This is a genomic window from Kocuria sp. KRD140, assembly GCF_017168375.1.
GTDB classification, from domain to species: domain Bacteria; phylum Actinomycetota; class Actinomycetes; order Actinomycetales; family Micrococcaceae; genus Kocuria; species Kocuria marina.
This window is the reverse complement of sequence record NZ_JABFAW010000002.1, coordinates 104,343-129,206: the sequence shown is the minus strand read 5'-3', so window position 1 is coordinate 129,206 and position 24,864 is coordinate 104,343. Positions and strand designations below refer to the sequence as shown.

General features: G+C 70.4%; 25 protein-coding genes and 1 pseudogene. 22 read left to right on the top strand and 4 right to left on the bottom strand.

Features of this window, described 5'->3' with window-relative positions:
• The first annotated feature begins 9 nt into the window (after positions 1–9).
• Both J1M36_RS02815 and J1M36_RS02810 read left to right on the top strand, forming a co-directional pair.
• On the top strand, positions 10–1,764 hold the full coding sequence (locus J1M36_RS02815; protein WP_206478615.1) for a dynamin family protein: 1,755 nt from the start codon (positions 10–12) through the stop codon (positions 1,762–1,764).
• Positions 1,761–3,428, top strand: coding sequence for a GTPase (locus J1M36_RS02810; protein WP_206478614.1), 1,668 nt, complete (start codon positions 1,761–1,763; stop codon positions 3,426–3,428). The genes J1M36_RS02815 and J1M36_RS02810 overlap by 4 nt, the downstream gene beginning before the upstream one ends.
• Here the strand turns inward: J1M36_RS02810 and J1M36_RS02805 are convergent.
• Positions 3,415–4,149, bottom strand: coding sequence for an IclR family transcriptional regulator (locus tag J1M36_RS02805; RefSeq protein ID WP_165489845.1), 735 nt, complete (start codon positions 4,147–4,149; stop codon positions 3,415–3,417). The genes J1M36_RS02810 and J1M36_RS02805 overlap by 14 nt on opposite strands.
• A gap of 238 nt (positions 4,150–4,387) precedes the next feature.
• Between J1M36_RS02805 and leuC the strand changes: the two genes are divergently transcribed.
• The 7 genes from leuC to J1M36_RS02770 all read left to right on the top strand — a co-directional run bounded on the left by leuC (position 4,388) and on the right by J1M36_RS02770 (position 12,057).
• Entirely contained in the window at positions 4,388–5,821 is a 1,434-nt protein-coding gene (gene leuC / locus J1M36_RS02800; protein WP_098054710.1) for a 3-isopropylmalate dehydratase large subunit, read from the top strand.
• A gap of 46 nt (positions 5,822–5,867) precedes the next feature.
• Positions 5,868–6,467 (top strand): 3-isopropylmalate dehydratase small subunit, encoded by a 600-nt coding sequence (gene leuD, locus J1M36_RS02795; protein ID WP_206478613.1) that lies wholly within the window; start codon positions 5,868–5,870, stop codon positions 6,465–6,467.
• Positions 6,468–6,564: 97 nt separating this feature from the next.
• Complete coding sequence (gene murA, locus J1M36_RS02790) at positions 6,565–7,884, top strand: UDP-N-acetylglucosamine 1-carboxyvinyltransferase (RefSeq protein WP_064845678.1); 1,320 nt, start codon at positions 6,565–6,567, stop codon at positions 7,882–7,884.
• 72 nt (positions 7,885–7,956) lie between these two features.
• Positions 7,957–8,700: a 1-acyl-sn-glycerol-3-phosphate acyltransferase gene (locus tag J1M36_RS02785; RefSeq protein WP_098054707.1), complete on the top strand. Its 744-nt coding sequence runs from the start codon at positions 7,957–7,959 to the stop codon at positions 8,698–8,700.
• On the top strand, positions 8,697–9,767 hold the full coding sequence (locus tag J1M36_RS02780; RefSeq protein ID WP_206478612.1) for an NAD(P)H-dependent glycerol-3-phosphate dehydrogenase: 1,071 nt from the start codon (positions 8,697–8,699) through the stop codon (positions 9,765–9,767). The genes J1M36_RS02785 and J1M36_RS02780 overlap by 4 nt, the downstream gene beginning before the upstream one ends.
• Positions 9,764–10,915 carry a D-alanine--D-alanine ligase family protein gene (locus tag J1M36_RS02775; protein ID WP_035964592.1) on the top strand — a complete coding sequence of 384 codons (1,152 nt, stop codon included), beginning with the start codon at positions 9,764–9,766 and terminating at the stop codon, positions 10,913–10,915. The genes J1M36_RS02780 and J1M36_RS02775 overlap by 4 nt, the downstream gene beginning before the upstream one ends.
• Positions 10,916–10,974: 59 nt before the next feature.
• Entirely contained in the window at positions 10,975–12,057 is a 1,083-nt protein-coding gene (locus J1M36_RS02770) for a sulfite oxidase (RefSeq protein ID WP_206478611.1), read from the top strand.
• A gap of 9 nt (positions 12,058–12,066) precedes the next feature.
• On the opposite strand, the gene J1M36_RS02765 is transcribed toward J1M36_RS02770, so the two are convergent.
• Positions 12,067–12,693: a DUF3515 family protein gene (locus J1M36_RS02765; RefSeq protein ID WP_193519851.1), complete on the bottom strand. Its 627-nt coding sequence runs from the start codon at positions 12,691–12,693 to the stop codon at positions 12,067–12,069.
• A 74-nt stretch (positions 12,694–12,767) separates the two neighbouring features.
• Between J1M36_RS02765 and J1M36_RS12645 the strand changes: the two genes are divergently transcribed.
• The 5 genes from J1M36_RS12645 to rsmD all read left to right on the top strand — a co-directional run bounded on the left by J1M36_RS12645 (position 12,768) and on the right by rsmD (position 17,609).
• The gene (locus tag J1M36_RS12645) at positions 12,768–13,184 is read left to right on the top strand and encodes an AIR synthase related protein (protein WP_241246778.1); all 417 of its coding nucleotides are present in this window, start codon (positions 12,768–12,770) and stop codon (positions 13,182–13,184) included.
• A gap of 46 nt (positions 13,185–13,230) precedes the next feature.
• The gene (locus J1M36_RS12640) at positions 13,231–13,809 is read left to right on the top strand and encodes a hypothetical protein (RefSeq protein WP_241246777.1); all 579 of its coding nucleotides are present in this window, start codon (positions 13,231–13,233) and stop codon (positions 13,807–13,809) included.
• Positions 13,799–14,746 carry a DAK2 domain-containing protein gene (locus J1M36_RS02755; RefSeq protein ID WP_240505578.1) on the top strand — a complete coding sequence of 316 codons (948 nt, stop codon included), beginning with the start codon at positions 13,799–13,801 and terminating at the stop codon, positions 14,744–14,746. The genes J1M36_RS12640 and J1M36_RS02755 overlap by 11 nt, the downstream gene beginning before the upstream one ends.
• 65 nt (positions 14,747–14,811) lie before the next feature.
• Positions 14,812–17,019: an ATP-dependent DNA helicase RecG gene (locus J1M36_RS02750; RefSeq protein ID WP_241246810.1), complete on the top strand. Its 2,208-nt coding sequence runs from the start codon at positions 14,812–14,814 to the stop codon at positions 17,017–17,019.
• Positions 17,016–17,609, top strand: a complete 594-nt coding sequence (gene rsmD / locus J1M36_RS02745; RefSeq protein WP_085106300.1) for a 16S rRNA (guanine(966)-N(2))-methyltransferase RsmD — start codon at positions 17,016–17,018, stop codon at positions 17,607–17,609. The genes J1M36_RS02750 and rsmD overlap by 4 nt, the downstream gene beginning before the upstream one ends.
• 140 nt (positions 17,610–17,749) lie before the next feature.
• Here the strand turns inward: rsmD and J1M36_RS02740 are convergent, their stop codons facing one another.
• Positions 17,750–19,018 carry an aminotransferase class I/II-fold pyridoxal phosphate-dependent enzyme gene (locus J1M36_RS02740; protein WP_206478610.1) on the bottom strand — a complete coding sequence of 423 codons (1,269 nt, stop codon included), beginning with the start codon at positions 19,016–19,018 and terminating at the stop codon, positions 17,750–17,752.
• Between the two features lie 38 nt (positions 19,019–19,056).
• On the opposite strand from J1M36_RS02740, the gene coaD reads away from it, so the two are divergent.
• The 8 genes and pseudogenes from coaD to J1M36_RS12635 all read left to right on the top strand — a co-directional run.
• Positions 19,057–19,527, top strand: a complete 471-nt coding sequence (gene coaD / locus J1M36_RS02735; protein WP_064845670.1) for a pantetheine-phosphate adenylyltransferase — start codon at positions 19,057–19,059, stop codon at positions 19,525–19,527.
• Positions 19,528–19,886: 359 nt separating this feature from the next.
• Positions 19,887–20,087 carry a hypothetical protein gene (locus tag J1M36_RS02730; RefSeq protein WP_206478609.1) on the top strand — a complete coding sequence of 67 codons (201 nt, stop codon included), beginning with the start codon at positions 19,887–19,889 and terminating at the stop codon, positions 20,085–20,087.
• A 60-nt stretch (positions 20,088–20,147) separates the two neighbouring features.
• A complete protein-coding gene (locus J1M36_RS02725; protein WP_064845669.1) occupies positions 20,148–20,738 on the top strand; it encodes a DUF177 domain-containing protein in 591 nt (196 codons plus the stop codon).
• Between the two features lie 2 nt (positions 20,739–20,740).
• Positions 20,741–20,944, top strand: coding sequence for a 50S ribosomal protein L32 (gene rpmF, locus J1M36_RS02720; protein ID WP_012398114.1), 204 nt, complete (start codon positions 20,741–20,743; stop codon positions 20,942–20,944).
• A gap of 1 nt (position 20,945) precedes the next feature.
• Positions 20,946–21,650 carry a ribonuclease III gene (gene rnc / locus J1M36_RS02715; protein WP_064845668.1) on the top strand — a complete coding sequence of 235 codons (705 nt, stop codon included), beginning with the start codon at positions 20,946–20,948 and terminating at the stop codon, positions 21,648–21,650.
• 7 nt (positions 21,651–21,657) lie between these two features.
• Entirely contained in the window at positions 21,658–22,587 is a 930-nt protein-coding gene (gene mutM, locus J1M36_RS02710; RefSeq protein WP_206478608.1) for a bifunctional DNA-formamidopyrimidine glycosylase/DNA-(apurinic or apyrimidinic site) lyase, read from the top strand.
• A gap of 130 nt (positions 22,588–22,717) precedes the next feature.
• Entirely contained in the window at positions 22,718–23,374 is a 657-nt protein-coding gene (locus tag J1M36_RS02705; protein ID WP_206478607.1) for a cation diffusion facilitator family transporter, read from the top strand.
• Positions 23,375–23,445: 71 nt separating this feature from the next.
• A pseudogene (locus J1M36_RS12635) lies at positions 23,446–23,541 on the top strand (type II toxin-antitoxin system YoeB family toxin); the annotation flags it as partial.
• Positions 23,542–23,626: 85 nt separating this feature from the next.
• Here J1M36_RS12635 and J1M36_RS02695 read toward each other — a convergent pair.
• Positions 23,627–24,787, bottom strand: coding sequence for an NAD-dependent epimerase/dehydratase family protein (locus J1M36_RS02695; protein WP_274606013.1), 1,161 nt, complete (start codon positions 24,785–24,787; stop codon positions 23,627–23,629).
• Positions 24,788–24,864 lie beyond the last annotated feature (77 nt).

Sequence of the window (24,864 nt, the reverse complement as noted above, 5' to 3'; positions counted from 1 at the left end):
AATGATCGTGTGAACACCGAGAACGCACCGGCCGTGCCGCTCATCGAGTCCCTCGAGACCGCGCGTGAGCTCTTGCGCTCCACGACCCTGCCGCTCGCCACGGCGAGCGCGGCGCAACAGCGCGAGAACGCGGCGCGTGCCGTGGCCCAGTTGGACGACTACGTCCTGCCGCGTGTCCGTTCGTTGGACGCCCCGCTGCTGGCCGTGGTGGGCGGTTCCACGGGCGCGGGAAAATCGACCCTGGTCAACGCCCTCGTGGGCCACCCGGTCACACGCTCCGGGGCCATTCGCCCCACCACGCGCAGACCCCTGCTGATCCATCACCCGAGCGACGCGGGGGCGTTCACCACTCAGCGTGTGCTGCCGCACCTGGCCCGGGTCCAGGGGACCCTCGTGGATCCCTCTCGCCCCGCGCCGGCGCCCGACGACGGTGGGACGGCCGTGGAGGACATTGGGTCCCTCGTGTTGCTCGCGGACCAGAACATCCCCAAGGGCCTCGCGATCCTGGACGCCCCGGACGTAGATTCCGTCTCGGACAATAACCGGGCCCTGGCCGCCCAGTTGCTCTCCGCCGCGGACCTGTGGCTGTTTGTCACGACCGCCAATCGCTACGCGGACGCCGTGCCGTGGCAGCTGCTGCGCAACGCTGCGGGGCGCGACATCACGGTGGCCGTGGTGCTGGACCGGGTGCAGGCGTCGTCGGCCGCGGAGATCGAGGAGGACCTGCGGCGGATGCTCAATGAGGAGGGACTGGGTGGCGCCCCGATCTTCGTGGTCGAGGAGTCCCCGCTCAACGAGCTGCGCATGCTGCCCCCGGCCGCCGTGGAACCGCTGCGTGAGTGGCTCGAGACGCTCGGCGCGGACGCGCAGGCCCGCTCGGAGATCGCCGCGCGCACCCTCGGGGGAGCGGTGCGGGAACTCGCGGACACGACCGACCGCACCGCGGAGGCCGTGGCGGGCCAGCAGCACACGGAGGAGCACCTGCGCCGCGAGGTGACCACGTCCTTCGACGAGGCGCTGCGCGCGATCATCGACTCCACTCGGGACGGGACCCTGTTGCGCGGTGAGGTGCTCGCACGCTGGCAGGACTTCGTGGGAACCGGCGAGTTCTTCCGCAGCCTCGAGGCGGGAATCGGGCGGGTCCGGGACCGGATGACCGCGTTCTTCAAGGGCCAACCCGCACCCGAGGTGCGCGTGGAGGAAGCCATCGAATCGGGTCTGCAGGCCGTGATCGTGGAGAACACGGCCCGTGCCGCGGAATCCGCCGAGCGGCGCTGGCGTGACGAGCCCGCCGGACAGGTGTTGCTCGCGGGCCGGGATGCGGCCGGCCTGCCACCGGACTTCCCCGACCAGGTCGCGGAGAGCATCCGGTCGTGGCAGTCGGACGTCATGCTCATGATCCAGCAGGAAGGCGCGGGCAAGCGCACGCGGGCCCGCGCAATGTCGCTGGGCGTGAACGCGCTCGCCGTGATCCTCATGATCGCCGTGTTCTCGACCACGGGCGGGCTGACCGGCCTGGAGGTCGGGATCGCGGGTGGTTCGGGTGTCGTGGGGACCAAACTGCTCGAGGCGGTCTTCGGTGAGGACGCCGTGCGCCGGATGAGCGACCAGGCGCGCAAGAACCTGGAGACCCGGATCCGGACGATGCTGGCCGGTCGGGCCAAGCAGTTCCTGGACACGATCGACGAACTCGGGGAGCACCCCTCGGCCGAGCAACTGCACGCAGCGGCCGCCCGCGTGCGCGCAGAGAGTGAGGCCCTGTGAGCCCGCGTTCCCGGGACCAGGACGTGTCCCTGCCCGATCGGATCTCCGGACTCGCGCAGGCCGTGGAGATCGCGGAGGGTCGCCTGGACGCCGAGGTGATCCGGGGTGCGCGGGAGACCCTCGAGCGCGCCGCGCAGCGCCGGGCGCTGTCCGCGGACCACACCGTGGTGGGCTTCTTCGGCGCCACGGGCTCCGGCAAGTCCTCCCTGTTCAACGCCGTGGTCGGTCAGGACCTCGCCCGTAGTGCGGCGCGCCGACCCACGACCTCCGCACCGCTCGCCGCGATCTGGGGGGATGAGGGCAGCCAGCCGCTACTCGACTGGCTCGACGTCGCTGACCGCAGGGTCGTGGGTCCCGCGCTGAGCACGTCCACCGGGCGCGGGCGCAAGGCGAGCACCACGAGCGGTGGGCTCGTGCTGCTGGACCTGCCGGACTTCGACTCCGTGACGCGGGAACACCGGCAGATCGTCCAGCGCATGGTCGGTCTCGTGGACGTGGTCGTGTGGGTCGTGGACCCCCAGAAGTACGCGGACGCGGTGTTGCACCAGGACTTCGTGCAGCCGCTCGCGCGCCACGGCGCCGTGACCATGGTCGTGCTCAACCAGGCGGACCGGCTCGATGAGCGGGACGTCCCCTCGGTGCTCGCATCGCTCACGGAACTCGTGGCGCAGGACGGCCTCCCCGCGACCGGGCCGAGCGCGCCCGTGGCCGTCTCCGCTCTTACGGGTCAGGGTGTCCCGCAGCTGCGGGACCGGATCCACGCCGTGGCCGCCCAACGCGCCGCCGCCGGGCAGCGGCTCGAGGCGGACGTCATCCACAGCGCCGGGGAACTCGCGCGCGCCGCGGGGGAGGGCGATCCGCGCGGGATCACCAAGGACGCGAGTGAACGGCTCACCGCCGGGCTCGCGCGTGCCGCCGGCATCGACCTGGTCGCGGACGCCGCGGCCCGTTCGTACCGGTTGCGCGCGGGGCGGCACACCGGGTGGATCGCCACGCGCTGGCTCACCCGCCTGCGCAAGGACCCGCTCAAGCGCCTGCACATCGAGAGCCATGACAAGCACTCGGACCCCGGGGTGCACCGCACGTCCCTGCCGCCCATGAACGCGTCCCAGAAGGCCGCCGCGGACTCCGCCGTGCGCGGTTTCGCGGACGATGTCTCCCAGGGCGCCGGGGAGCCGTGGCGGCGCAGCATCCGTGGCGCCGCCCGCAGCAACGAACGGCGGTTGCCGGACGCGTTGGACCAAGCCGTCGCACGCACCAAGTTCTCCGCGCGCGGGGCGTCCTGGTGGTGGATCGTCTTCGACGTCCTGCAGTGGCTCGCCATGCTCGTCACGGTGCTCGGTCTGTTGTGGTTGCTGGGTCTGTTCCTGGCCGAGTACTTCCAGATCCCCCTGCCCCCGCCACCCACGGTTGAGGGCTTCCCACTACCCGTGCCCACGCTCATGGTGCTCGCGGGGGTCGTGCTCGCGCTCTTCCTCGCGCTCACGGGCGCGGTGATCGCGTCGCTCGCGTCCCGTGTCCGGGCCTCGCGGGTACGACGTCGCTTGCAGCGATCCGTCCGCACGACCGCCGAGGAGACGGTCCAGGCCCCGGTGGAACACGAACTCGAGGCGCACCGCGAGTTCACCGGGGCCGTGGCACGGGCGGCACTCACGCGGCGCTGACGCGCACGGCCTCCGAGAGGTGCCGGGCCGCCTGGACCACGATGTCCGCGTGCTTCCGACCGGGCTGCTTGGACAGGCGTTCGATGGGTCCCGAGATGGACACCGCGGCGATCACCCTGCCCGAGGGTCCACGCACGGGCGCGGAGACCGAGGCGATCCCCGGTTCGCGTTCGCCGATCGACTGGGCCCAGCCGCGGCGTCGTACCCCGGCGAGGGTCGTGGCGGAGAACCGCGCGTGATGCAGCCCCTCGATCAGGCGCGCGTGGTCCTCCCACGCCACGAGCACCTGCGCGGCGGAGCCCGCCTTCATGGACAACTGGGTGCCCACGGGGATCGTGTCGCGCAAGCCGATGGGCCGTTCGGCCGAGGCCACGCACACGCGCCACTCGCCCTGGCGGCGGAACACCTGGGAGGACTCACCGGTACTGTCCCGCAACTGCAGGAGCACGGGGGCCGCGGCAGAGATCAGCCGGTCCTCACCCGCGGCCGAGGCGAGCTCCACGAGGCGGGACCCGAGGACGAAGCGCCCGTGCACGTCCCGGCCCACGAACCGGTGATGGGCGAGCGCCACTGCGAGCCGGTGGGCGGTGGGTCGCGCGAGCCCCGTGGTCTCCACGAGATCCGCGAGGGAGGCCGCACCGGCCTCGAGGGCGTCCAGGATGAGGGAGGCCTTGTCGATGACCCCCACGCCGGAGGGGGAGAACGAGGACTCCTCGGGCATGCCCGAGCCCGTCCCTCGGCCGCCCAGGGGAGAGCCCAGGGGGGCTCCGGAAGGATCCATCGCGTGCGTCGTGTCCATGCCTTGATATTGCCGTCTCACAATGCGAGAAGCAAGTCCGAGGAGTGGAACTGCTCGCCGCGAGCGATGACCATGATGGCAACGGTCACGTGCGGGACGCGCGAACGCCGCCCACGCGGCGTCGCCCACCGCACGCCAGGACACGAGCAGGAGTGACGAGATGACGAGCACACAGACCACCGCGCCGCGGACGCTGGCGGAGAAGGTGTGGAACGACCACCTGGTGCGCCAGGGTGAGGCCGGACGCCCCGACCTGATCTACATCGACCTCCACCTGCTCCACGAGGTCACGAGCCCCCAGGCCTTCGAAGGCCTGCGGCTGGCCGGACGCGGACTGCGGCGCACCGATCTGACGATCGCGACCGAGGATCACAACACGCCCACCGAAAACATCTTCTCGACCATCGCGGACGAGACCTCCCGCAAGCAGATCGAGACGCTGCGCCGCAACTGCGAGGAATTCGGTGTGCGGCTGCACTCCCTGGGGGACGCCGAACAGGGGATCGTGCACGTGGTGGGTCCGCAGCTGGGGCTGACCCAGCCGGGGATGACCGTGGTGTGCGGTGACTCCCACACATCCACGCATGGAGCCTTCGGGGCGCTCGCGTTCGGGATCGGCACGTCCGAGGTGGAGCACGTCATGGCCACCCAGACCCTCTCGCTCGCACCGTTCAAGACCATGGCCATCAATGTGGAGGGCACGCTCAAGCCGGGGGTCAGTTCCAAGGACATCATCCTGGCCGTGATCGCCAAGATCGGCACGGGCGGCGGGCAGGGTCACGTGCTCGAGTACCGCGGGTCCGCGATCCGCTCCCTGTCCATGGAAGCGCGCATGACGATCTGCAACATGTCGATCGAGGCGGGTGCGCGGGCGGGGATGATCGCGCCGGACCGGACCACGTTCGACTACGTCGAGGGCCGCCCGCACGCGCCACAGGGTGAGGACTGGGACGCCGCCGTGGAGTACTGGAAGACCCTGCGCACGGATGAGGGCGCCACGTTCGACCGCGAAGTGTTCATCAACGCGGATGAACTGGAGCCGTTCGTCACGTGGGGCACCAACCCGGGTCAGGGCGTGCCGCTGTCCCAGGCGGTCCCGGATCCGGAGGACGCCGGGGACGACAACGCCAAGGACGCCGCGCGGCGCGCCCTCGAGTACATGGGCCTGGAAGCCGGAACACCCATGAAGCAGATCCCCGTAGACACCGTGTTCCTGGGCTCGTGCACCAACTCCCGCATCGAGGACCTGCGGGCCGCCGCGGCGATCGTCAAAGGCCGCAGCAAGGCCGAGAACGTGCGGGTCATGGTTGTCCCCGGTTCCGCCAAGGTGCGCTTGCAGGCCGAGGCCGAGGGGTTGGACAAGGTGTTCACGGACTTCGGCGCGGACTGGCGCTTCGCGGGATGCTCCATGTGCCTCGGGATGAATCCGGACCAGTTGGCGCCGGGGGAGCGCTGCGCCTCCACGTCCAACCGCAACTTCGAGGGGCGCCAGGGCAAGGGCGGGCGCACCCACCTGGTGTCACCGGTGGTCGCGGCGGCCACGGCCGTGCGGGGGACCCTCAGCGCGCCGTCGGACCTCGAGCCGGTGGCCTGAGCCCCGCAACCCGCCGCGACGTACACCACCAGAAAAGGACACAGCCATGGAGAAGTTCACCACCCACCGGGGCGTGGGTGCCCCGGTCAAGCAGTCGAACGTGGACACCGACCAGATCATCCCCGCCGTTTACCTCAAGCGCATCACCAAGACCGGTTTCGACGACGCCCTGTTCGCCGGGTGGCGCAAGAACCCCGAGTTCGTGCTCAACCAGCCCGAGTACCGCAACGCTTCCGTGCTCGTGGCCGGCGCGGACTTCGGTACGGGGTCGTCGCGCGAGCACGCCGTGTGGGCGCTGCGCGACTACGGATTCAAGGCCGTGATCTCCTCCCGTTTCGCGGACATCTTCCGCGGCAACTCGGGCAAGCAGGGATTGCTTGCGGCTCAGGTGGACCAGTCGGACGTGGAGTTGCTGTGGAAGCTCATGGAGGAGCAGCCCGGCGTGGAGATCCAGGTGGACCTGGAGTCGCGCACCGTCACGTGCGGGCCCGTGACTGTGCCCTTCCAGATCGACGACTACACCCGCTGGCGGCTCATGGAGGGTCTCGACGACATCGGGTTGACCCTGCAGCATGAGGCGGACATCGATGCGTACGAGCGCACCCGCCCCGCGTTCAAGCCCACCACGCTGCCCGCCCGAACCTGAGTGGCGGCTGGACCGATCAGCGGTTCGAGCCGGTAGAATGTCGAGGTCCCGTGCGTGTTCCGCGCCCGGGAGATCCCTTCCCGCAGATCGGTAGGTCATGACTTCTTTGCGTATCACCGGCGGCGTTCCGCTGTCGGGTCAGGTGACGGTACGCGGCGCCAAGAACCTGGTTCCCAAGGCCATGGTGGCCGCGCTGCTCGGCTCCACTCCTTCCACGCTGGGCAACGTGCCGGAGATCAAGGACGTCAAGGTCGTCACGGACCTGCTGAGCCTGCACGGTGTGGAGGTCACGCGCGACGACGCCCGGGGTGAGTTGACGCTCGACCCCACCAACGTGACTCGTGCCCGCCATGCGGACATCGACGCCCACGCCGGCGACTCGCGGATCCCGATCCTGCTGTGCGGCCCGCTGTTGCACGCCCTGGGAGAGGCGTTCATCCCGGACCTGGGCGGGTGCCGGATCGGTGACCGACCCATCAACTACCACCTCGAGGTGCTGCGCAATTTCGGCGCCAAGGTGGAGAAGCTCGATTCGGGGATCCGGATGAGTGCACCGCACGGGTTGCAGGGCGCCAAGATCGACCTGCCGTACCCGTCCGTGGGGGCCACGGAACAGGTGCTGCTCTCCGCCACGCGTGCCGAGGGCCATACCGAGCTGCGCGGTGCCGCGACCGAGCCCGAGATCATGGACCTGATCGCGATCCTGCAGAAGATGGGCGCGCTCATCACCGTGCAGACGGACCGTGTGATCCGCATCGAGGGCGTTCCTGAACTCACGGGGTACGTGCACAGCGCGCTGCCCGACCGCATGGAAGCGGCGTCGTGGGGTTCCGCGGCACTGGCCACCGGTGGTGACATCTTCGTGGCCGGCGCCAAGCAGGCGGACATGATGACCTTCCTCAACACCTTCCGCAAGGTGGGCGGTGGGCTGGACATCCGCGAGGACGGCATCCGCTTCTACCACCCGGGCGGGGACCTCAACCCTCTGATCGTGGAGACGGACGTGCACCCCGGATTCATGACCGACTGGCAGCAACCGCTCGTGGTCGTGTTGACCCAGGCCAAGGGCGTGTCGATCGTGCACGAGACCGTGTACGAGAACCGTTTCGGCTTCACGCGCGCGCTCAACCGCATGGGCGCCGTGATCCAGTTGCACCGCGAGTGCCTGGGCTCGGTGCCGTGCCGCTTCGGGCAGCGCAACTTCCTGCACTCCGCCGTGATCTCCGGCCCCACGCCGTTGCACGCCACCGACATCCACATCCCGGACCTGCGCGGCGGATTCTCCCACCTGATCGCGGCGCTTTCCGCGGAGGGCGTCTCGCACGTGACCGGTGTGGAACTGATCAAGCGCGGCTACGAGCACTTCACCGACAAACTGGGTGGGCTGGGCGCGAACTTCACCGTCGACGAGCGGTGAGCCCCCGCCCGCACCGCACGGCTCACCCGATCGAGGGAACTGCAATCCGTCCAGCAAGGAGTGACAGCCCGGATGAGTAGGACCTCGCAGCGTTCAACGTTCCGCGTCCTCGCGGGGATGGTGATCCCCGTCTACCGACTGTTCGCCAGATCCCACTGGCGTGGCCGGGAGAACTTCCCGGACTCCGGCGGTTTCGTGGTGGTGGCCAACCACCTCACGGAGCTCGATCCGATCACCGTGGCCTACCCGGTGTACGCGTCCGGGATCATGCCGCGGTTCCTGGCGAAGGAGTCGTTGTTCCGGGTCCCGGTGGTGGGCACCATCATCGCGAAGATCGGGCAGGTCCCCGTGTACCGCGGAACCTCGCGCGCCAAGGACTCCCTGGTGGCAGCCCTGGCCGAACTCGACAGCGGCGGCGCCGTAATCGTGTATCCGGAGGGCACCATCACGCTGGACACCGAGATGTGGCCCATGCGCGGGCGCACGGGAGCCGCTCGTCTCGCGCTCAAGGCCGGCGTCCCGGTGGTGCCCATGGCGCACTGGGGGGACCAGGAGATCCTGTACCGGGACCCCAGCGGTCACCGCACGGTGAGCCTGTGGCCCCGTAAGCGCGTGGACGTGCTCGTGGGCGAGCCGATGCACCCGGAGGACCTCGTCCCCGGCGGTCTCCAGCGCCCTGGTCATCCGTCCTCCGACGAGCTCACGAAGGCCACCGAATCCATCATGGGTGCGATCACCGATCTGCTGGGTGAGTTGCGGCAAGAAGAAGCACCGCGCGAGCTCTTCGACCCGCGAGCCGGGAAGGTGGCCCCGTGACGCCGGATCCGAACGGTCCCCGCAAGGTCACCGTGCTGGGAGCGGGTTCGTGGGGCACCACGTTCGCCAAGGTCCTCGCGGACGCCGCCGCGGATGCCGGCGCCCAGCGCACCGTGTGTCTGTGGGGCCGCGATCCCGAGTCGATGCAGCGGATCGCCCGCGAGCACCGCAACGACCGTTACGTCCCGGAGATCGAGCTACCGGAAACCCTCGAGTATTCGAGCGACCTGCGCTCGGCGCTCGCGGGAGCGGACCTGGTGGTCGCCGCGATCCCCGCCCAATCGCTGCGCGCGCAACTGGGCGCGGCGGCGTCGTACGTGGAACCGGAGGCCGTGATCCTGTCCCTGGCCAAGGGACTCGAATCCGGGACCGGGCTGCGGATGACCCAGGTGATCGCTCAGGTGCTCGCCGAACACACGCAGCGCACCGCGGAGGAGTGGGCCCGGCACACGTGCGTGCTCTCGGGGCCCAACCTGGCCATGGAGATCGCGCGGGAGGAACCCACGGCCTCCGTGATCGCGGCCACCGCTCACGACACCGCCGCGTGGGTTGCGCGCTGCTGTGCCGCACCCTATTTCCGGCCCTACACGAACACGGACGTAATCGGCACCGAGATCGGCGGTCTCGTGAAGAACGTGATCGCCCTGTGCGTGGGGATCTGCGACGGCCGCGGCTACGGGGACAACTCCAAAGCTTCGGTCATGACGCGCGGCCTGGCCGAGACCACACGGCTGGCCCTGGCGCTGGGCGGCGACCTGACCACCTTGTCGGGGTTGTCAGGGATGGGCGACCTCGTGGCCACGTGCTCGTCCTCCCTGTCCCGCAACCACACGGCCGGTAGGCTCCTGGGGGCCGGACTGAGCCTTGAGCAGGTGCAGGACGCCATGACCCAGACCGCGGAGGGGATCAAGTCCGCCCCCGCGGTCCTCGCCCTCGCGCGCCGCCACGGCGTGGACATGCCCATCACGGAGGCCGTGGTGAGCGTACTGCGCAACGACGTTCCGGTCCACGAACTGACGCCCAGGCTGTTGGGCCGCGATCTGAAATCCGAAGGGAACAGCGCATGAGCACCACCCACGAGAACCCCGAGTCCACCGCCGCGGGCAGTAAGCCGTGTGTCGCGGTCGTGTTCGGCGGGCGCTCGTCGGAACATTCCGTCTCCCTCATCACGGCGCGCTCGGTACTGCGGGCCATCGACCGTGACACATGGGACGTGGTGAGTGTGGGGATCTCCACGGACGGCGCATGGTTCCTGTACTCCCAGGAGGAACTCGAGGCGCTGCTGGACGAGCAGCCCATGGCGCAGCTGCCCGTGGGGCGGCGACGAGTGAGCCTGCCCCTGCAGACGGGGGACAGCCGGCTGCTGATCCACGATTCGGACGAGCACGGTGCCGCCCTGACCCGCGGCCGCCACGTGGACATCGTCTTCCCGTTGCTGCACGGTCCGTTCGGTGAGGACGGGACCCTGCAGGGGCTGCTCGAGCTCGCGGACCTGCCGTACGTGGGGTGCGGCGTGGCGGCCTCGGCGATCGGGATGGACAAGCACTTCATGAAGCTCGCGTTCCAGGCCGCCGGACTCGAGGTGGGTCCGTACACCGTGGTCCACGACCGCACGTGGCGCACCGACCCGCAGGGCGTGCACCGCGCCGTCGCCGAGCTGGGCTTCCCGGTCTTCGTCAAGCCCGCGCGCGCCGGGTCGTCCTTCGGGATCACCCGGGTGGACGACCCCTCCGGACTGGACGCGGCCATCGAGACCGCGCGCGAACACGACCGCAAGCTCGTGATCGAGGCGGGCATCGACGGCCGTGAGATCGAGTGCGCCGTCCTGGGTGGCCACGGCACCGACGATGCCCGCGCGTCCCTGCCCGGGGAGATCGAGGTGCAGGGTCACGCATTCTACGACTTCGAGGCCAAGTACCTTGAGGACGACGGCGCTGCACTTTCGTGCCCCGCGAAGCTCCCGGAGGACGTGATCGACACGCTGCGCCGCGAGGCGGTGCGCGCGTTCCACGCCGTGGACGGTGAGGGGCTTGCACGCTGCGACTTCTTCGTGACGCCCGATCACCGCGTGATCATCAACGAGATCAACACCATGCCCGGGTTCACCCCCATCTCCATGTACCCGCGCATGTGGGACGCGAGCGGGCTGCAGTACAGTGCACTGATCGACGAGTTGATCACCCTGGCGCTCGAACGGCCCGTGGGGCTGCGCTGAATCCGCCCACGCACGCCGCGTGAGGGTTGCGTGAACGCCGGGATCGGAAGGGGCACCCCGTGTGGCACAAACGCGATGACATGATCGTCCACGAGACCGACCCGTACAACGCGGAACCACCCCGGTCGGGACTCCACGATCCGATCACGACCCCCGATTCCTTCTACGTGCGCAATCACGGCCCGGTGCCCGAGAACGACCCCGGGGACTGGGCGGTCACGGTCGACGGGCTCGTCGACGAGTCCGCGAGCTTCACGCCGGAACGGTTGCGGGAGGAGTTCACGCACCACACGCTCACGGCCACGATGCAGTGCGCGGGCAATCGCCGTGCCGGTTTCCTGCCCGTGCGTGACATCCCGGGGGAGGACCCGTGGGGACCCGGGGCCACCTCCACCGCGCCGTGGACCGGGGCTCGATTGTGCGACGTCCTGCGGTCGGTCGGTGTCGCGGACGGCGCCCGGCACGTGGAGTTCACGGCCTCGGACGTCTCCGACCTCGCGGATCCCCCGCAGGCCTACGGCGGGTCGATCCCGCTCGCCAAGGCGTTGTCGTCCGAGGTGCTGCTCGCGTGGGCGATGAACGGCGAACCCCTGCCCGTGGTGCACGGGGCGCCCGTGCGCGTCGTCGTCCCCGGGTACGTGGGGGCGCGCAGCGTCAAGTGGTTGCGCGGGATCACGGTGCGCGCGGACCCGTCCGAGAACTACTTCCAGGCCACGGCCTATCGCGTCCTGCCGCCCGAGGCGGACCCGGATCACGCCGGGCCGGGGGACGGCATCAGTCTGGGATCCGTCGCGTTGAACTGCGACATCCTGAGCCCGGAGGAGCATGAGCACGTTCCGGGCGGTCCGGTGCGCGTCACCGGGTACGCGTACGCGGGGGACGATCGCACGGTGGCGCGCGTGGACGTCTCCGGGGACGACGGGCGCACGTGGCACCAGGCCGAGCTGGATGTGGCGGCCTCCCCGTGGGCGTGGCAGCACTGGGAGGCACTTGTCCCGGTGACCGGGGCCGGGTCCCACGTCCTGATGGCCCGCGCATGGGACAGCACCGGCGCGTGCCAGCCGGAGTCACCGCGAGTGCTGTGGAACCCCAAGGGTTACGTGAACAACTCGTGGGCCCGGGTGGAGGTCACGGTCGAGTGAGGCCGCCTTCTAGGGGCGGCCCTGCTGCTCCAGGGTGTCCTTGACGGACAGGCACTGCCGGGTCTGCTCGATGTTCTGCATGGCGGATCCCGTGTCCACGAGCGCGGTCGAGGACGGCACGCGGCTGCTGTCGAAGAGCACCTCCACCGCGGGGGAACGGCCGTAGGTCACCGCGCGCCACTGGTCCTTCTGATCCGGCACCTCGGAGATCAGCCAGTCCACGCCGTTGACGTTCGTGCACGGGTCCGTGGTGGGTCCCGGTTCCTCCGCGCCGCAGCGCACGATCATGGCCGACGGGTCCCCGTAGGCCGTGGTGCCCTGGCTCGAGGTCTCCCGCTGATCCATCCCGCTCACCGACTCGGGCATCGCGAGCATCACGGACGCGCAGTCGGGGTTGGCGTTGTCTGGGGCGCCGTCCACGGTTACGGTCGAACCGCACCCGGTGAGCACGAGCGCACCCACCACAGCCGCGCCGGCCACGCGGCGGCGGGACGACGACGTCGGTCGCGCCCTCCCGCGCCCCGTGGCGGCGTCGTGCCCTGCGCCTCGTACGACGCCGCGCAGCCGCGGCCGAGTCCCGGGGGCCTGCGCGGCGGACGTGGGCGTGGACGGGTGCTGCGGGGCCGGGGGAATCATGGCACCCAGGATAGGTGCTGCACCCGGGAGTTCGGTGACTGTGCCCGTCGGAGTGGCTCGCTAGTGTAAGGGACATGACGCACGAGCCCGCCGCCCCGCCCGGGACCACCGTGTCCCAGCTCAGCGAGACCGAGCTGCTGGACGCGTTCCTCCCGGGCGCCACCACGGACGGACCGCACGTCCTGGTGGGACCCGGGGACGACTGCGCCGTGATCGCGGCCCCCGGCGAGCGGGTCGTGGTCACCACGGACACGCTGACCGTGGACCAGGACTTCGCGATCGTGTGGCCGTGCGGTTACCGCACCACCGGCGCGGACGTGGGGCACAAGTGCGCCGCGCAGAACCTCGCGGACATCGCCGCCATGGGGGCCGTGCCCACGGCCATGGTCGTGTCCCTCACCCTGCCGGGGGACACCCAGGTCGCATGGGTTTCCGAGTTCGCGGCGGGAACTGTCCGTCACGGCCACGGTCCTGGGCAGGCTCGAGGGTGAGCCCGTACTGCGCAGTGGGGCCGGACGGGGCGGGACCCTCGTGCACGTGGGCGTGCTCGGCCGCGCGGCGGCCGGACTGGACGCCCTGCGGACCCCCGTGCCGGGGCGCTGGGACGGCGTCCCCGAGCCCGAACGGACCGCGCTGCACCGCGCCCAACTGCGACCGGCCCCGCCCGTTTCCGTGGGGGCGGAACTCGCTCGGGCGGGGGCGATCGCCATGCTCGACATCTCGGACGGTCTGTTGCGCGATGTCCGCCGGATCGCACGAGCGAGCGGCGTGAGCATCGACCTGGACCCGCAGGCCCTGGAACCCGCGGTGCACACGCTCGCCCACGCGGGGGAGGCCGTCGGGGTGGACCCGTGGCAGTGGGTGCTCACGGGGGGTGAGGACCACGGTCTGCTCGCCGTGCTCCCTGTGGATTCCCCGCTGCCGTCCGGGGTCCGTGCGATAGGCTCGTGTGCACCCTTGCCCCGCGGGGACGGCCCCCGGGGCGGTGGCTCGTCAGCAAGGAACGAAGCACGGCAGCGGCGCCACGAGCGCGGCACTGTGACCATTGCGGGCCGGAGCCCACGGCAGTGGTTTGGTCGCGATGTCGTCGAAGGATGGGATCACTTTGAGCCATAGAGCCGGCTCGTCCACCACCGAGATACGCAACTGGCTCGACGCCGCGCACCGTCGGCTGCGCGAGCACGCGGACGTTCTAGACGATCTCAACGTCTTCCCCGTCGCGGACGCGGACACCGGTGCGAACCTCAGCGCCACGGTGGGATTCGCGGCGGAGGCCGCGCACCTGATCGAGGGCAGGGACGTGGGCGAACTGCTCGTCTACGCGGGCCAGGCCGCCCTCGAGCAGGCCCGCGGGAACTCCGGCGTACTGGCCGCGGTGGCGTTGACCGCCATGGGTCAGGCGGTGGAGGGCTGCGTGCGGCTGACCGCCGCGCAGCTCAAGGCGGCGCTCATGGCAGCCCAGGTCCGGTGCTGGTCCGCACTCACCGAGCCCGTTCCGGGAACCATGATCTCCGTCCTGCAGGCCGCCGGGGAGGTACCCGTCCCGGACACCGCCGCGGAAGGGTCCAATCAGCAGCTCGTCGAGTGGCTGGACCTCATGGTGCAGGCCGCCACGCAGGCCGTGATCGACACCGTGGACCAGATTCCGGTGCTCAGCGAACGCGGCACGGTGGATTCCGGCGCGCTCGGCATGCTCGTCATCCTCGCGGCGCTGCGCACCGAACTCAGCGGGGAGGACTCGGCCGCGGACCCCGTGCAGGACATCGTCCGGGACCACGCGCTGCCGCTCACGAGTGACGAGCAGGAGCCCTCGGAGGGGTACGAGGTCATGGGCACCATGGACCTCTCCGCCCTGGACGCCGCCGAACTGCGCCACGAGCTCGACGACGCCGGGGACAGTGTGATCGTCAGCGCGGTCAGTGAGAACGAGAACGGGTACACGTGGCGCGTCCACGTACACGTCGCGGACCCGGACACCGCGCTGGACCTCATGCGCCGGCGCGGCACCGCGCGCAATGTGACAGTGACGTCCCTCGCGGCGGAGCCACGGTGACCAGCCACCGGCCGGACGGGGATGCGCCTGCCGCGCCGCAGGGGTTGTCCGCCTTCGCGGACCTGCTGGACCAGCCCCTGACCCGTTACGTCCCCGGGAAGTCCCCGCGCTCCACGGTGTCCCTGCTGGCCCAGGACCTGGGGATCACCACGGTGGGCCAACTGCTGGACCACGCGCCCCGGCGTTACATCCGCCGGGGGAAGATCCAGGCGCTCACGGACCTGGTGGCGGGGGAGCGGACCTCGTTCGTCGCACGCGTCGAGAGCACAAGCACCCGGCGCATGCGCAGTGATCCTCGGCGCAGTCTCACGGACGTCACGGTCTCGGACGACTCCGGTGCCTACCTGAAGATCACGTTCTTCAACGCGTACTCCGCCCAGAAGGACCTCCCCGTGGGGGCGCTCGCCCTGTTCACGGGGAAACCGGAGTTCTACCGGGGGAACCTGTCGATGGCGGGCGCGGACTACGCCCTCGTGGACACCCCCGAATCGGTGTCCCGTGCCACCTCGGACTCCGGTGAGCTCATGCCCATCCCCGTGTACCCGGAGTCCGGCAAGCTCACCACGCCGCGGATCGGAAAGGTGGTCCAGCAAGTACTGCTCACCGCGGACCTGGACGCGATCCAGGACCCGCTGCCGCCCGACGTCGTCGCCGCGCAGGGACTGCCGGAACCAGGACAGGCCTACCGGGATCTGCACGTTCCCGAGACCGTGGCGGCCTACGAACGGGCGCGCAATCGGTTCCGGTTCCAGGAAGCGTTCGTCCTGCAGGCCGAGCTCGTGCGCCGTCGCGCGGAGCACGCCGCGCATCCGGTGGCCCCACGACCCCCGCGGGAGGACGGCCTGTTGGCCCGCTTCGACGCCTCCCTGCCCTTCGCCCTGACCCCTGGCCAGCGGGCGGTCGGGGAGGAGATCTCCCGGGAGATCGCGGGCACCGCACCCATGAACCGGTTGCTGCAGGGCGATGTGGGCTCCGGTAAGACCGTGGTCGCGCTGCGGGCCATGCTCCAGGTCGTGGACCACGGCGGTCAGGCGGCCATGCTCGCCCCCACCGAGGTGCTCGCCGCGCAGCACCACGAGAAGATCACGGCCGCGCTGGGCCCCCTCGCCATGGCCGGGCAGCTGGGTGGGGACCCGGAGGCCACACGGGTCACCCTGCTCACCGGCAGCATGTCCGCACCCGCCCGCCGCAAGGCCCTCCTGGACATCGCCAGCGGCGCCGCGGGCATCGTGGTGGGCACCCATGCCCTGATCCAGGACGCGGTGCAGTTCGCGGACCTCGGCTTGGCCGTCGTGGACGAGCAGCACCGCTTCGGCGTGGAACAACGCGACGCCCTCCGGGACAAGGCCGGCCAGGCCCCGCACACCCTCGTGATGACGGCCACACCCATCCCGCGCACCGTGGCCATGACGGTCTTCGGCGACCTGGACGTAAGCACACTGCGGGAGTTGCCGGGCGGGCGCCAACCCATCGGCACGTTCGTCGTGGGCCTCGCCGAGCACGGCCCGGCCTGGGAACGCCGCGTGTGGGCGCTCGCCGCGGAGCACGTCGCGCGCGGCCGGCAGGTCTACGTCGTCGCGCCCAAGATCGGCGATGACGCCGCGGTGCCCCCCTTCGAGAGCCTGCGCGATTCCATCGAGACGCAAGAGGAAGATCTCGAGCCCGCGACCGTCACGTGGCTCACCGAGCTCGTGGCCGCACAGCCCGAACTCCGGGGCGCCCGCGTGGCCGTGCTGCACGGGCGGCAGGACGCGCCACTCAAGGCTCGCACCATGGCGGACTTCGCGGCGGGGAACACCGACGTACTGGTTTCCACCACGGTGATCGAGGTCGGGGTGGACGTCCCCAACGCCACGCTCATGATCATCGCGGACCCGGAACGGTTCGGGATTTCCCAACTACACCAGCTGCGCGGGCGGATCGGGCGCGGTGAGCACCCGGGCACGTGTTTGCTCGTGACCCGCACACCCCCCGATCATCCCGGGCGCGCGCGTCTCGACGCCGTGGCCGCGACCACGGACGGCTTCGATCTCGCGGAAGTCGATCTGAGCCTGCGCAAGGAGGGGGACATCCTGGGCGCGTCCCAGTCCGGGGGCCGCTCCGGCCTACGGTGGATCAGTGCACTGCGGGACGAGGCCCTCGTCGCACGGGCCAGGGCCGCCGCGGAGATCGTGGTCCACGACGACCCGCAGCTCACCGAACACCCCGCCCTGCGTGCGGCGATCACACGGGTCCTGGACGAGGACCGACAAGCATTCCTGGAGCGAGGATGACACGGATCATAGCCGGACGAGCCGGCGGCCAACGCCTGAAGTCGGTGCCCGGCTCGGCCACACGACCCACGACCGACCGGGTCAAGGAATCACTGTTCGCCCGGCTCGACGCCTGGGGCATGTGTGAGGGCGCACGCGTCCTCGACCTCTTCGCGGGCTCGGGCGCCCTGGGCCTCGAGGCGGCGAGCCGCGGAGCCGCGACCGTCACGCTCGTGGAACGAGCGGCCGTGGCGGCGGCGGTGTGTCGGGAGAACGCGACGCTCGTAGCGGCGTCGTGCCCGGACACCAAGATCACCACCGTGCAGTCCGCCGTGGCCGGGTACCTGGGCCGCGCCGCGCACCACCGCTGGGACCTCGTGCTCGCCGACCCGCCCTACCCTCTGGACAACGATGAGCTCGCCCGGACGCTCTCGCGGCTCGCGGGTCGGCTGGGGCCGGGCGGGGTGATCGCGGTCGAGCGTTCCACACGCACCGAGGAGCCCGCGTGGCCCCGTGGCCTGCGCCGTTTCGAGGACGGCGAGCATGGCGAGACCCGCTTGTGGTTCCTCGAAGCGGACGACCACGCGCCCGGTGCCTCGGACGCGGACTAACCTCGGCGTCACCCCGGTCCGGGCGTGGTCGACCCGGGCCCCTGCGCGGTCGACCTGGTCAGCTGCGCCGGCTCAGGCACCTCGCGAGCCGGAGCTGCGCGAGGCCGAGCGCGCCGCCGTCGGCGCCCGGTAACGGCCTGTCAGACCGCGGCGGCGAGTCCCGCCATGGCCCCGCGCAGCACGTCCGTGCGCTTGCAGAACGCCAACCGCAGCCAGTCCGCGTACAGCCCCCGGTTCGCGGGACCCGCGAACGCCGAGACCGGGATGCCCACCAGACCCGCGTTCTCGGCCCAGTGCCGGCCGAGGTCCGTGGCGTTGTCCACCCCGGCGAGCGCGTAGTGATCGCTCACGTCCGCGACCGCGAAGAACGTGCCCTCGGGAACCGGCGGGGTCAGCCCGGCCTCCCGCAGCCCGGCCACGAGCACGTCTCGGCGCTCGCGGTAGTCCTCGAGCAGCGCATCGTAGAACGCGGGCGGGAAACTCAGTGCATGGGCCACGGCGTGCTGCAGCGGGGCGGCCGCGCTGTGCGAAAGATAGCTCTTCACGGCGATGACCCCGCGCATCAGCTCGGGCGGGCCGCTCACCCAGCCCACGCGCCAGCCCGTGGCGGAGAACGTCTTCCCCGCGGAGGACACGCTCAGGGTGCGCTCCGCAGCCCCGGGCAGGGAGGCGATGGGCTCATGGGGCCCGGCGAACCGGAGGTGCTCGTACACCTCGTCGGTCACGATCACGGCGTCGAACTCCGTGGCGAGCTCCACGAGCAGTTCCTTGAACTCGCGGGACGCCACCGTGCCCGTGGGGTTGTGCGGGTCGTTGAGTATCACGGCGCGGGTGCGGGGGGAGAACGCGGCGCGCACGTCGTCCGGGTCCGGCGTGAAGGTCGGGGGGAGCAGGGGGACGGGAACGGGCGTGGCGCCGGTGAATTCCACGGCCGCGCCGTAGAGGTCATAGCGCGGCTCGAACATGACCACTTCGTCCCCGGGCTGCAGCACGGACAACAGCGCCGCGGTCATGCCCTCGGTCGCGCCCGCGCTCACGGCGATCTGCGAATCGGGGTCGAGGTGCAGACCGTAGTGGTCGCGCTGGTGCTTAGCCACCGCCTGGCGCAGTGCGGGGACGCCGATAATGGGCGCGTACTGGTGGTGCCCGGTGTGCAGGGCGGCCACCGCGGCGTCGACCATGGGCTGCGGCGGCGCGAAATCCGGGAACCCCTGACCGAGGTTCACCGAGCCGGTGCGCGTGGCGAGCGCCGTCATCTCTTCGAAGACCGTGGAACGGAGGGCCCCGGAGGGATCCAGCAGCCCGCCGCCTGCGGCCATGCGCTGCCACGGCTGGGCGCGGGGCCTCTCCCGGGCGGGATCGGCGCGGGGTGCGGCCGCGGGCGAGTGGTCGTGAGCGTCTGCGATCATGGGCCCATTCTAGGAATCCCTGCCGCTAGGGTGGTGCCATGCGACGCGCCATCTGCCCGGGGTCCTTCGACCCGCTGCACCTGGGACACTGCGCGGTGATCCACCGCGCTGCCCGCCTGTTCGACGAGGTGATCGTGGCCGTGTCCACGAACCCCAACAAGACCCACCGCTTCAGCGAGGACACCCGGATCAAACTGGTGCGCGAGGTGTTCGCGGACGAACCGGCCGTGGTCGTGGAACCGCTCGCATCGGGGCTGATCGCGGACTACGCGGAGCGCCGGGAGGCGGTGGCCCTGATCAAGGGGCTGCGCAACAGCGCGGACTACGACTACGAACTGCCCATGGCCACCATGAACCGTTCCCTCACGGGCGTGGAGACGGTGTTCCTGCCGGGGGAGCCGTCCCTGTTGCACGTGTCCTCGTCCCTCGTGATGGAGGTCGCGGCACTCGGGGGCGACGTCGCGTCGTTCGTTCCCGACCCCGTCCTGCGGGCCATCGAACGGCACTGAGGGGCCCGGCGGAATTGCCAGGTCGGGCATGGCCGCGGGGTGGTAGAGCTCGACCCCGTTGATCGAGTCCCTGACCAGCACCTCGGTGGAACGCACCGTGGAAGTAATCCTGTCCGTGTTGCTGTTCATGGACGCTTTGGACATCCGCGACGCCCCGCGTCGCAGCCGCACCCCGGTGCTTCACGTGCTGTTCCTGGCCCTGCCCCTCAGTCTCATCGCGGTGTTCTTCGCCGCCAGGTACCTGCTGCCGGACGTCCGGTTGTCCCTGTGCCTCGTGCTGGCCTGCATCCTGGTCCCAAGCGACCTGGCCCGAACGCGCCTCGATCGCGTGGCTGGATCCGCGCGGGATCGCCTCCGTCGTGCTGGCGCTCCTCGCCCTGCAGGCCGGGATCGATACGCAGATCGGGATCATCCTGGAGAGTGTGGTCATGGTCGTGTTCTGCTCCGTGTTGCTGCATGGTCTCACCGCGCCGCTGATCGGGCGGGCCGTCGCCCGGCGAGAGCCCGCGGGTGCCAGGGCCGTGCGTCCGGGGGACATCCGGACGGGGCCCGTGGGATGAACCGACGAGGGTCGGCATGCTAAGGTGGTCTGTCGGCCAGTGTCGTTAGCCAGGAGTTTCGTGAATCACCGCAACAGTTCAGCCCTCACGTTCAACGTCAGGGATCTCGAACACCGACCGGGGACCATGGAAACCCTGGATGTCGAGGCACCCGCACCGAAGGACTTCGGTACGGCGCTCATCGGCTCGCCGGAGGGCGCGCCCATGGATCTGCAGCTGCGCCTGGAATCCGTCCACGACGGTATTCTGGTGTCCGGAACCGTGATCGTGAGCGTTCACGGGGAATGCAGTAGATGCCTCGACCCCATCGACTACGAACTACCGGTCGACGTGCAAGAACTTTTCGTCTTCGATCCGTCCCCCCAGGGTGACGAGAACGTCGAGGACGAGCAAGTGTATGAAGTGCGGGACGAGGAGATCGACCTCGAACCGATGCTTCGGGACGCAGTGATCACACAACTGCCGTTCCAACCGGTGTGCCGGGCTGACTGCCCGGGCCTGTGCGCCCAGTGCGGCGCACGGCTCGAGAACGACCCGGACCACCACCACGACGTCCTGGATCCCCGCTGGTCCGCCCTGCAGGGGCTGATGACCGAATCGGGGGATCCGCAGGCGTCGGAGCCGACAACCGACACGAGAGAAGAGAGATAGCCGTGGCTGTTCCCAAGCGGAAAATGTCCCGCGCGAATACCCGGATGCGCCGCTCCCAGTGGAAGGCGCAAGCCCCCAAACTGGTGAAGACCGTGGAGAACGGCAAGGTCAGCTACAGCCTGCCGCACCAGGCCAAGCTGGTCTCCGATTCCGCCGGCACCCCCTTGTTCTACGAGTACAAGGGTCGCAAGGTCGCTGACGCGTAAGGTGACCATTTTGCCGGATCCCGGCGAACTGCTTGAGCGTCTCGGTGTCGACCTCGACACCGAGACGCTTCGCATTGCGCTCACACATCGTTCGTACGCGTACGAGCATCCCGGGGAAGTCCACAACGAACGCCTCGAGTTCCTGGGGGACGCGGTCCTGCAGCTCGCGGTCACGGACGAGATCTTCCACCGCTATCCCGAGTGGGACGAGGGGAGCCTCGCGAAACTGCGGGCATCCGTGGTCTCCGCCCGCGCGCTCGCCGGGGTCGCCAAGACCCTCGGCCTCGGCCCCCACATCCGCCTGGGCAAGGGCGAGATCCGCACGCACGGGGCCGAGAAGGCCTCCATCCTCGCGGACACCACCGAGGCCCTGATCGGCGCCGTCTACGAGGCGTGTGGGCCGTTGCCCGCGCGCGATCTCGTGCTGCGACTGATCGTCCCCCTACTCGAGGACACCCGCGTGCTGCACGAGGGCCGCGACTGGAAGACCCGCGTGGTGGAACTCGCCTCCCAGTACGAGCTGGGGACCGTGCGCTACGAGGTCGAGGGCACCGGCCCGGACCACGCGCGCCGCTTCGCCGCGGACGTCGTCGTGCACGGTGATGTCCTGGGACACGGCGAGGGGACGTCCAAGAAGGCCGCCGAACGCGCGGCCGCCGCGGTCGCGTGCGAGGCAATCGTCGAACGTTTCGCCACCGAGAACTGAGCGCGCCGTGCCTGAGTTGCCCGAAGTGGAAGTGGTGCGCCGCGGCGTCGCCCGCTGGGTCGTGGGGCGCACCGTGGAGGACGTGGAGGTCGTGGACCCCCGGTCCCTGCGGCGACACACCGACGGCCCGGAGGACTTCCGCCGCGAATTGACCGGGCTGACAGTTGTCGACGCGTGCCGGCGCGGCAAGTTCCTGTGGTTGCCCGTGCGCGCTGCGGATGGGTCAGAACCTTCCCGCGCACTGCTCGTGCACCTGGGGATGAGCGGGCAACTGCTCGTGTCCTCCCCGGAACACCCCAGGCCGCGCCACGAGCGCATCCGGCTGGAGCTGTCCCCGGCGCTCGACGAGTCCGGGCAGCCGTTGCCAGAGCAACTGCGGTTCGTGGACCAGCGGATCTTCGGTGGAATGCTGCTGGATCGTCTGGTGCCCGCGTCGGACGGCCACGGCACGGTCCCGGAACACGCCGTGCACATTGCGCGCGATCCGCTGGACCCGCTCTTCGACGTCGCGGCCTTCCACGCGGCGCTGCGGCGTCGTCGGACCGGGCTCAAGCGCGCGCTGCTGGACCAGGGGCTGATTTCCGGGATCGGCAACATCTACGCGGACGAAGCGCTGTGGGCGGCGCGCCTGCACTGGGCCGCGCCCACCGAGACCATGACCGCGCCGCGCACATACACACTCGTGGCGGCGTGCCAGGAGGTCATGCGTCGCGCGCTGGACGCAGGCGGCACGAGCTTCGACTCGCTGTACGTCAACGTCAACGGCGAGTCCGGGTACTTCTCCCGGTCACTCAACGCCTATGGCCGCGCCGGCCAGCCGTGCCCTCGCTGCGAGGCCGGCGGGGACGACGGCGTCATCGTGCGTGAGCGCTTCGCCAACCGTTCCTCGTATCGCTGCTCGCGGTGCCAGCGGCGGCCGAGACGTTTCCGGCCCTGACGAGAGACCCCGCAGGCGGCTCGCCCGTCGGGGGTCGAGACCGGCATCGATGTCCCCACGCCGCCCAGGCCATCCGGATCACCCGCTGGCCCCGGGGCGACCCCGAGAGCCAATGACGAGAATTGTGCCCATGAATGCTCCCAGTGAACCGGACGAGAACCCGGGGAAGGCGCCCGGCGCCTTCGATGCACCCCGGGTCCGTCGAGCTGTGCTCACGGTCGCCCTCCTGAACTTCGGGTACTTCTTCGTCGAGTTCTTCGTCGCGCTCGGTTCAGGGTCGGTGTCGCTGCTGGCCGACAGTGTCGACGTCCTCGAGGACACCTCGATCAACCTGTTGATCTTCGTGGCGCTCGGCTGGGCCCTGGCCAAGCGCGCCGTCATGGGCAAGGTCATGGCCGTCGTGATCCTCGCTCCGGCCGCGTTCGCGGCATGGGAAGCAGCTCAGCGGTTCGCCGAGCCTGTGGCACCGGACGCGCTGCCCGTCGTCCTCGCCTCGCTCGGCTCCATTGTCATCAACGGGACGAGTGCTCTCGTCATCGCCCGCGTCCGCAACCACGGCGGCTCCCTCGGCCGCGCCGCGTTCCTCTCGGCCCGCAACGACGTGCTGGTGAACGTGGCGATCATCGTCATGGCCCTGATCACCGCATGGACGGGCTCAGGCTGGCCGGACCTGGTCCTCGGATGTCTGATCATCCTGCTCGCGTTGCACGCCGCCTACGAGGTGTGGGAGGTCAGTGAGGAGGAGCGCCTGGCCGCCAAGGCCCTCGCCGGCGAAGAGATCGATTGATCCGGGCATCGGTCCCGGCCCTGTCCGGACGTCGTACCCGGCCACTCACGCCAGGATGCACCGGAGGCAGAGGCGCGTGGTCGAGGAGAATCACTGCCGAACACCGGCTGGTCTACATGGTCGTGGGTGACGATCTCATCATCCTGCAAGCGCGCTACCACTACTGAGCAACCGCACGCGGAGGCCGGGTAGCGGGGCCTGCACCCTGGTTCGCATCGTGCCCGCGGCTCCACGCCGCGGGCACGACAGCGCCTACTGTGCGCGCACGATCTGCAGGTCGTTGCTCGTCCCGCTCTCTTCTTCGGGGGCGATCGAGGCGTCCTCGGCGCGGGTGCGCTGGTCGTCGGCGACCTCCACCACGCGTGACACCGCGACCGATCCCGTGTTGCGCTGCGGGCGCGGCTTGTCGGAGTAGTACGCGGTGAGCCGCGCGAAGCCCTCGTCCAGGCTCACGGACGGCGTCCAGTCCAGCAGTTCGCGGGTCTCGCGCTGGTCGAACCAGTGGGCCGTGGACAGCTGCTCGGCCAGGAACTCGGTCATGGGCGGCTCGCCGTCCCCGCCGCGGAACTTCGCGGGCAGGTACGGCCAGACCTTCTCGATGACGCGGCCGGCGAAGCGTGCCACGCCACCGGGGATCGAGCGCGTGGGCGCGGGGGCGCCCGCGGCGCGGCACATCCGCGCGATGAGTTCGCCCACCGGGCGGGGCTCACCGTTGGTGATCACCAGCGCGCGTCCGCGCACGGTGTCAATGCGCTCGAGCGCCCGCACGATGCCCTCGGACGCGTTGTCGATGTAGGTGGTGTCGATCATGGCCGCACCGTTGTCCAGGTACGGCATCCGCCCGGCCGCCGCGCGATCCGCGACGCGCTCCACGAGCTGGGTGTCCCCGGGGCCCCACACGATGTGCGGACGTACCGCGGCCACCTTGAGGTCGCGCTGGCCGTCCATGCTCAGGCCGAGCAGTTCAGCGGCGGCCTTGGACCGCGCGTAGTTCCCGCGCGCCGTCTGGGGGTTCGCGGGTTCCGCGCCCGCGCCCTCGATCGACACGCCCGCGTGGGCCACGGACGGCGAGGACACGAAGACCACGTTCTGCACCCCGGCGTTCTGCGCCTGGCACAGCAGCACACGCGTCCCGGTCACGTTGACCCGCACGAAGTCCTCCCAGTCCCCGGTGAAGGAGACCTTGGCCGCGAGGTGGATGACGTCGTCCACGCCGTCGAGCGCGCGCGCCACGTCGTCGGGATCGGTCACCGAACCGAGCACCTCGTCGACGCCTTCGCGCTCGGCCACGGATGCGTGACCCCGCTGGAAGACGCGCACGCGCCAGCCGCGCGAGAGCAGGACGCGGGCAACGTCCCCTCCGAGCATCCCTGACGCGCCGGTCACCAGCACGGTGCGGCCGTCCCCGGTCAGCTCACCCTGGGTCGCGGTGGCGCCGCCACGCTCGGGATCCGCGATCTGCGCGACGCCGGGAGCGGTGTCCTGCCGGT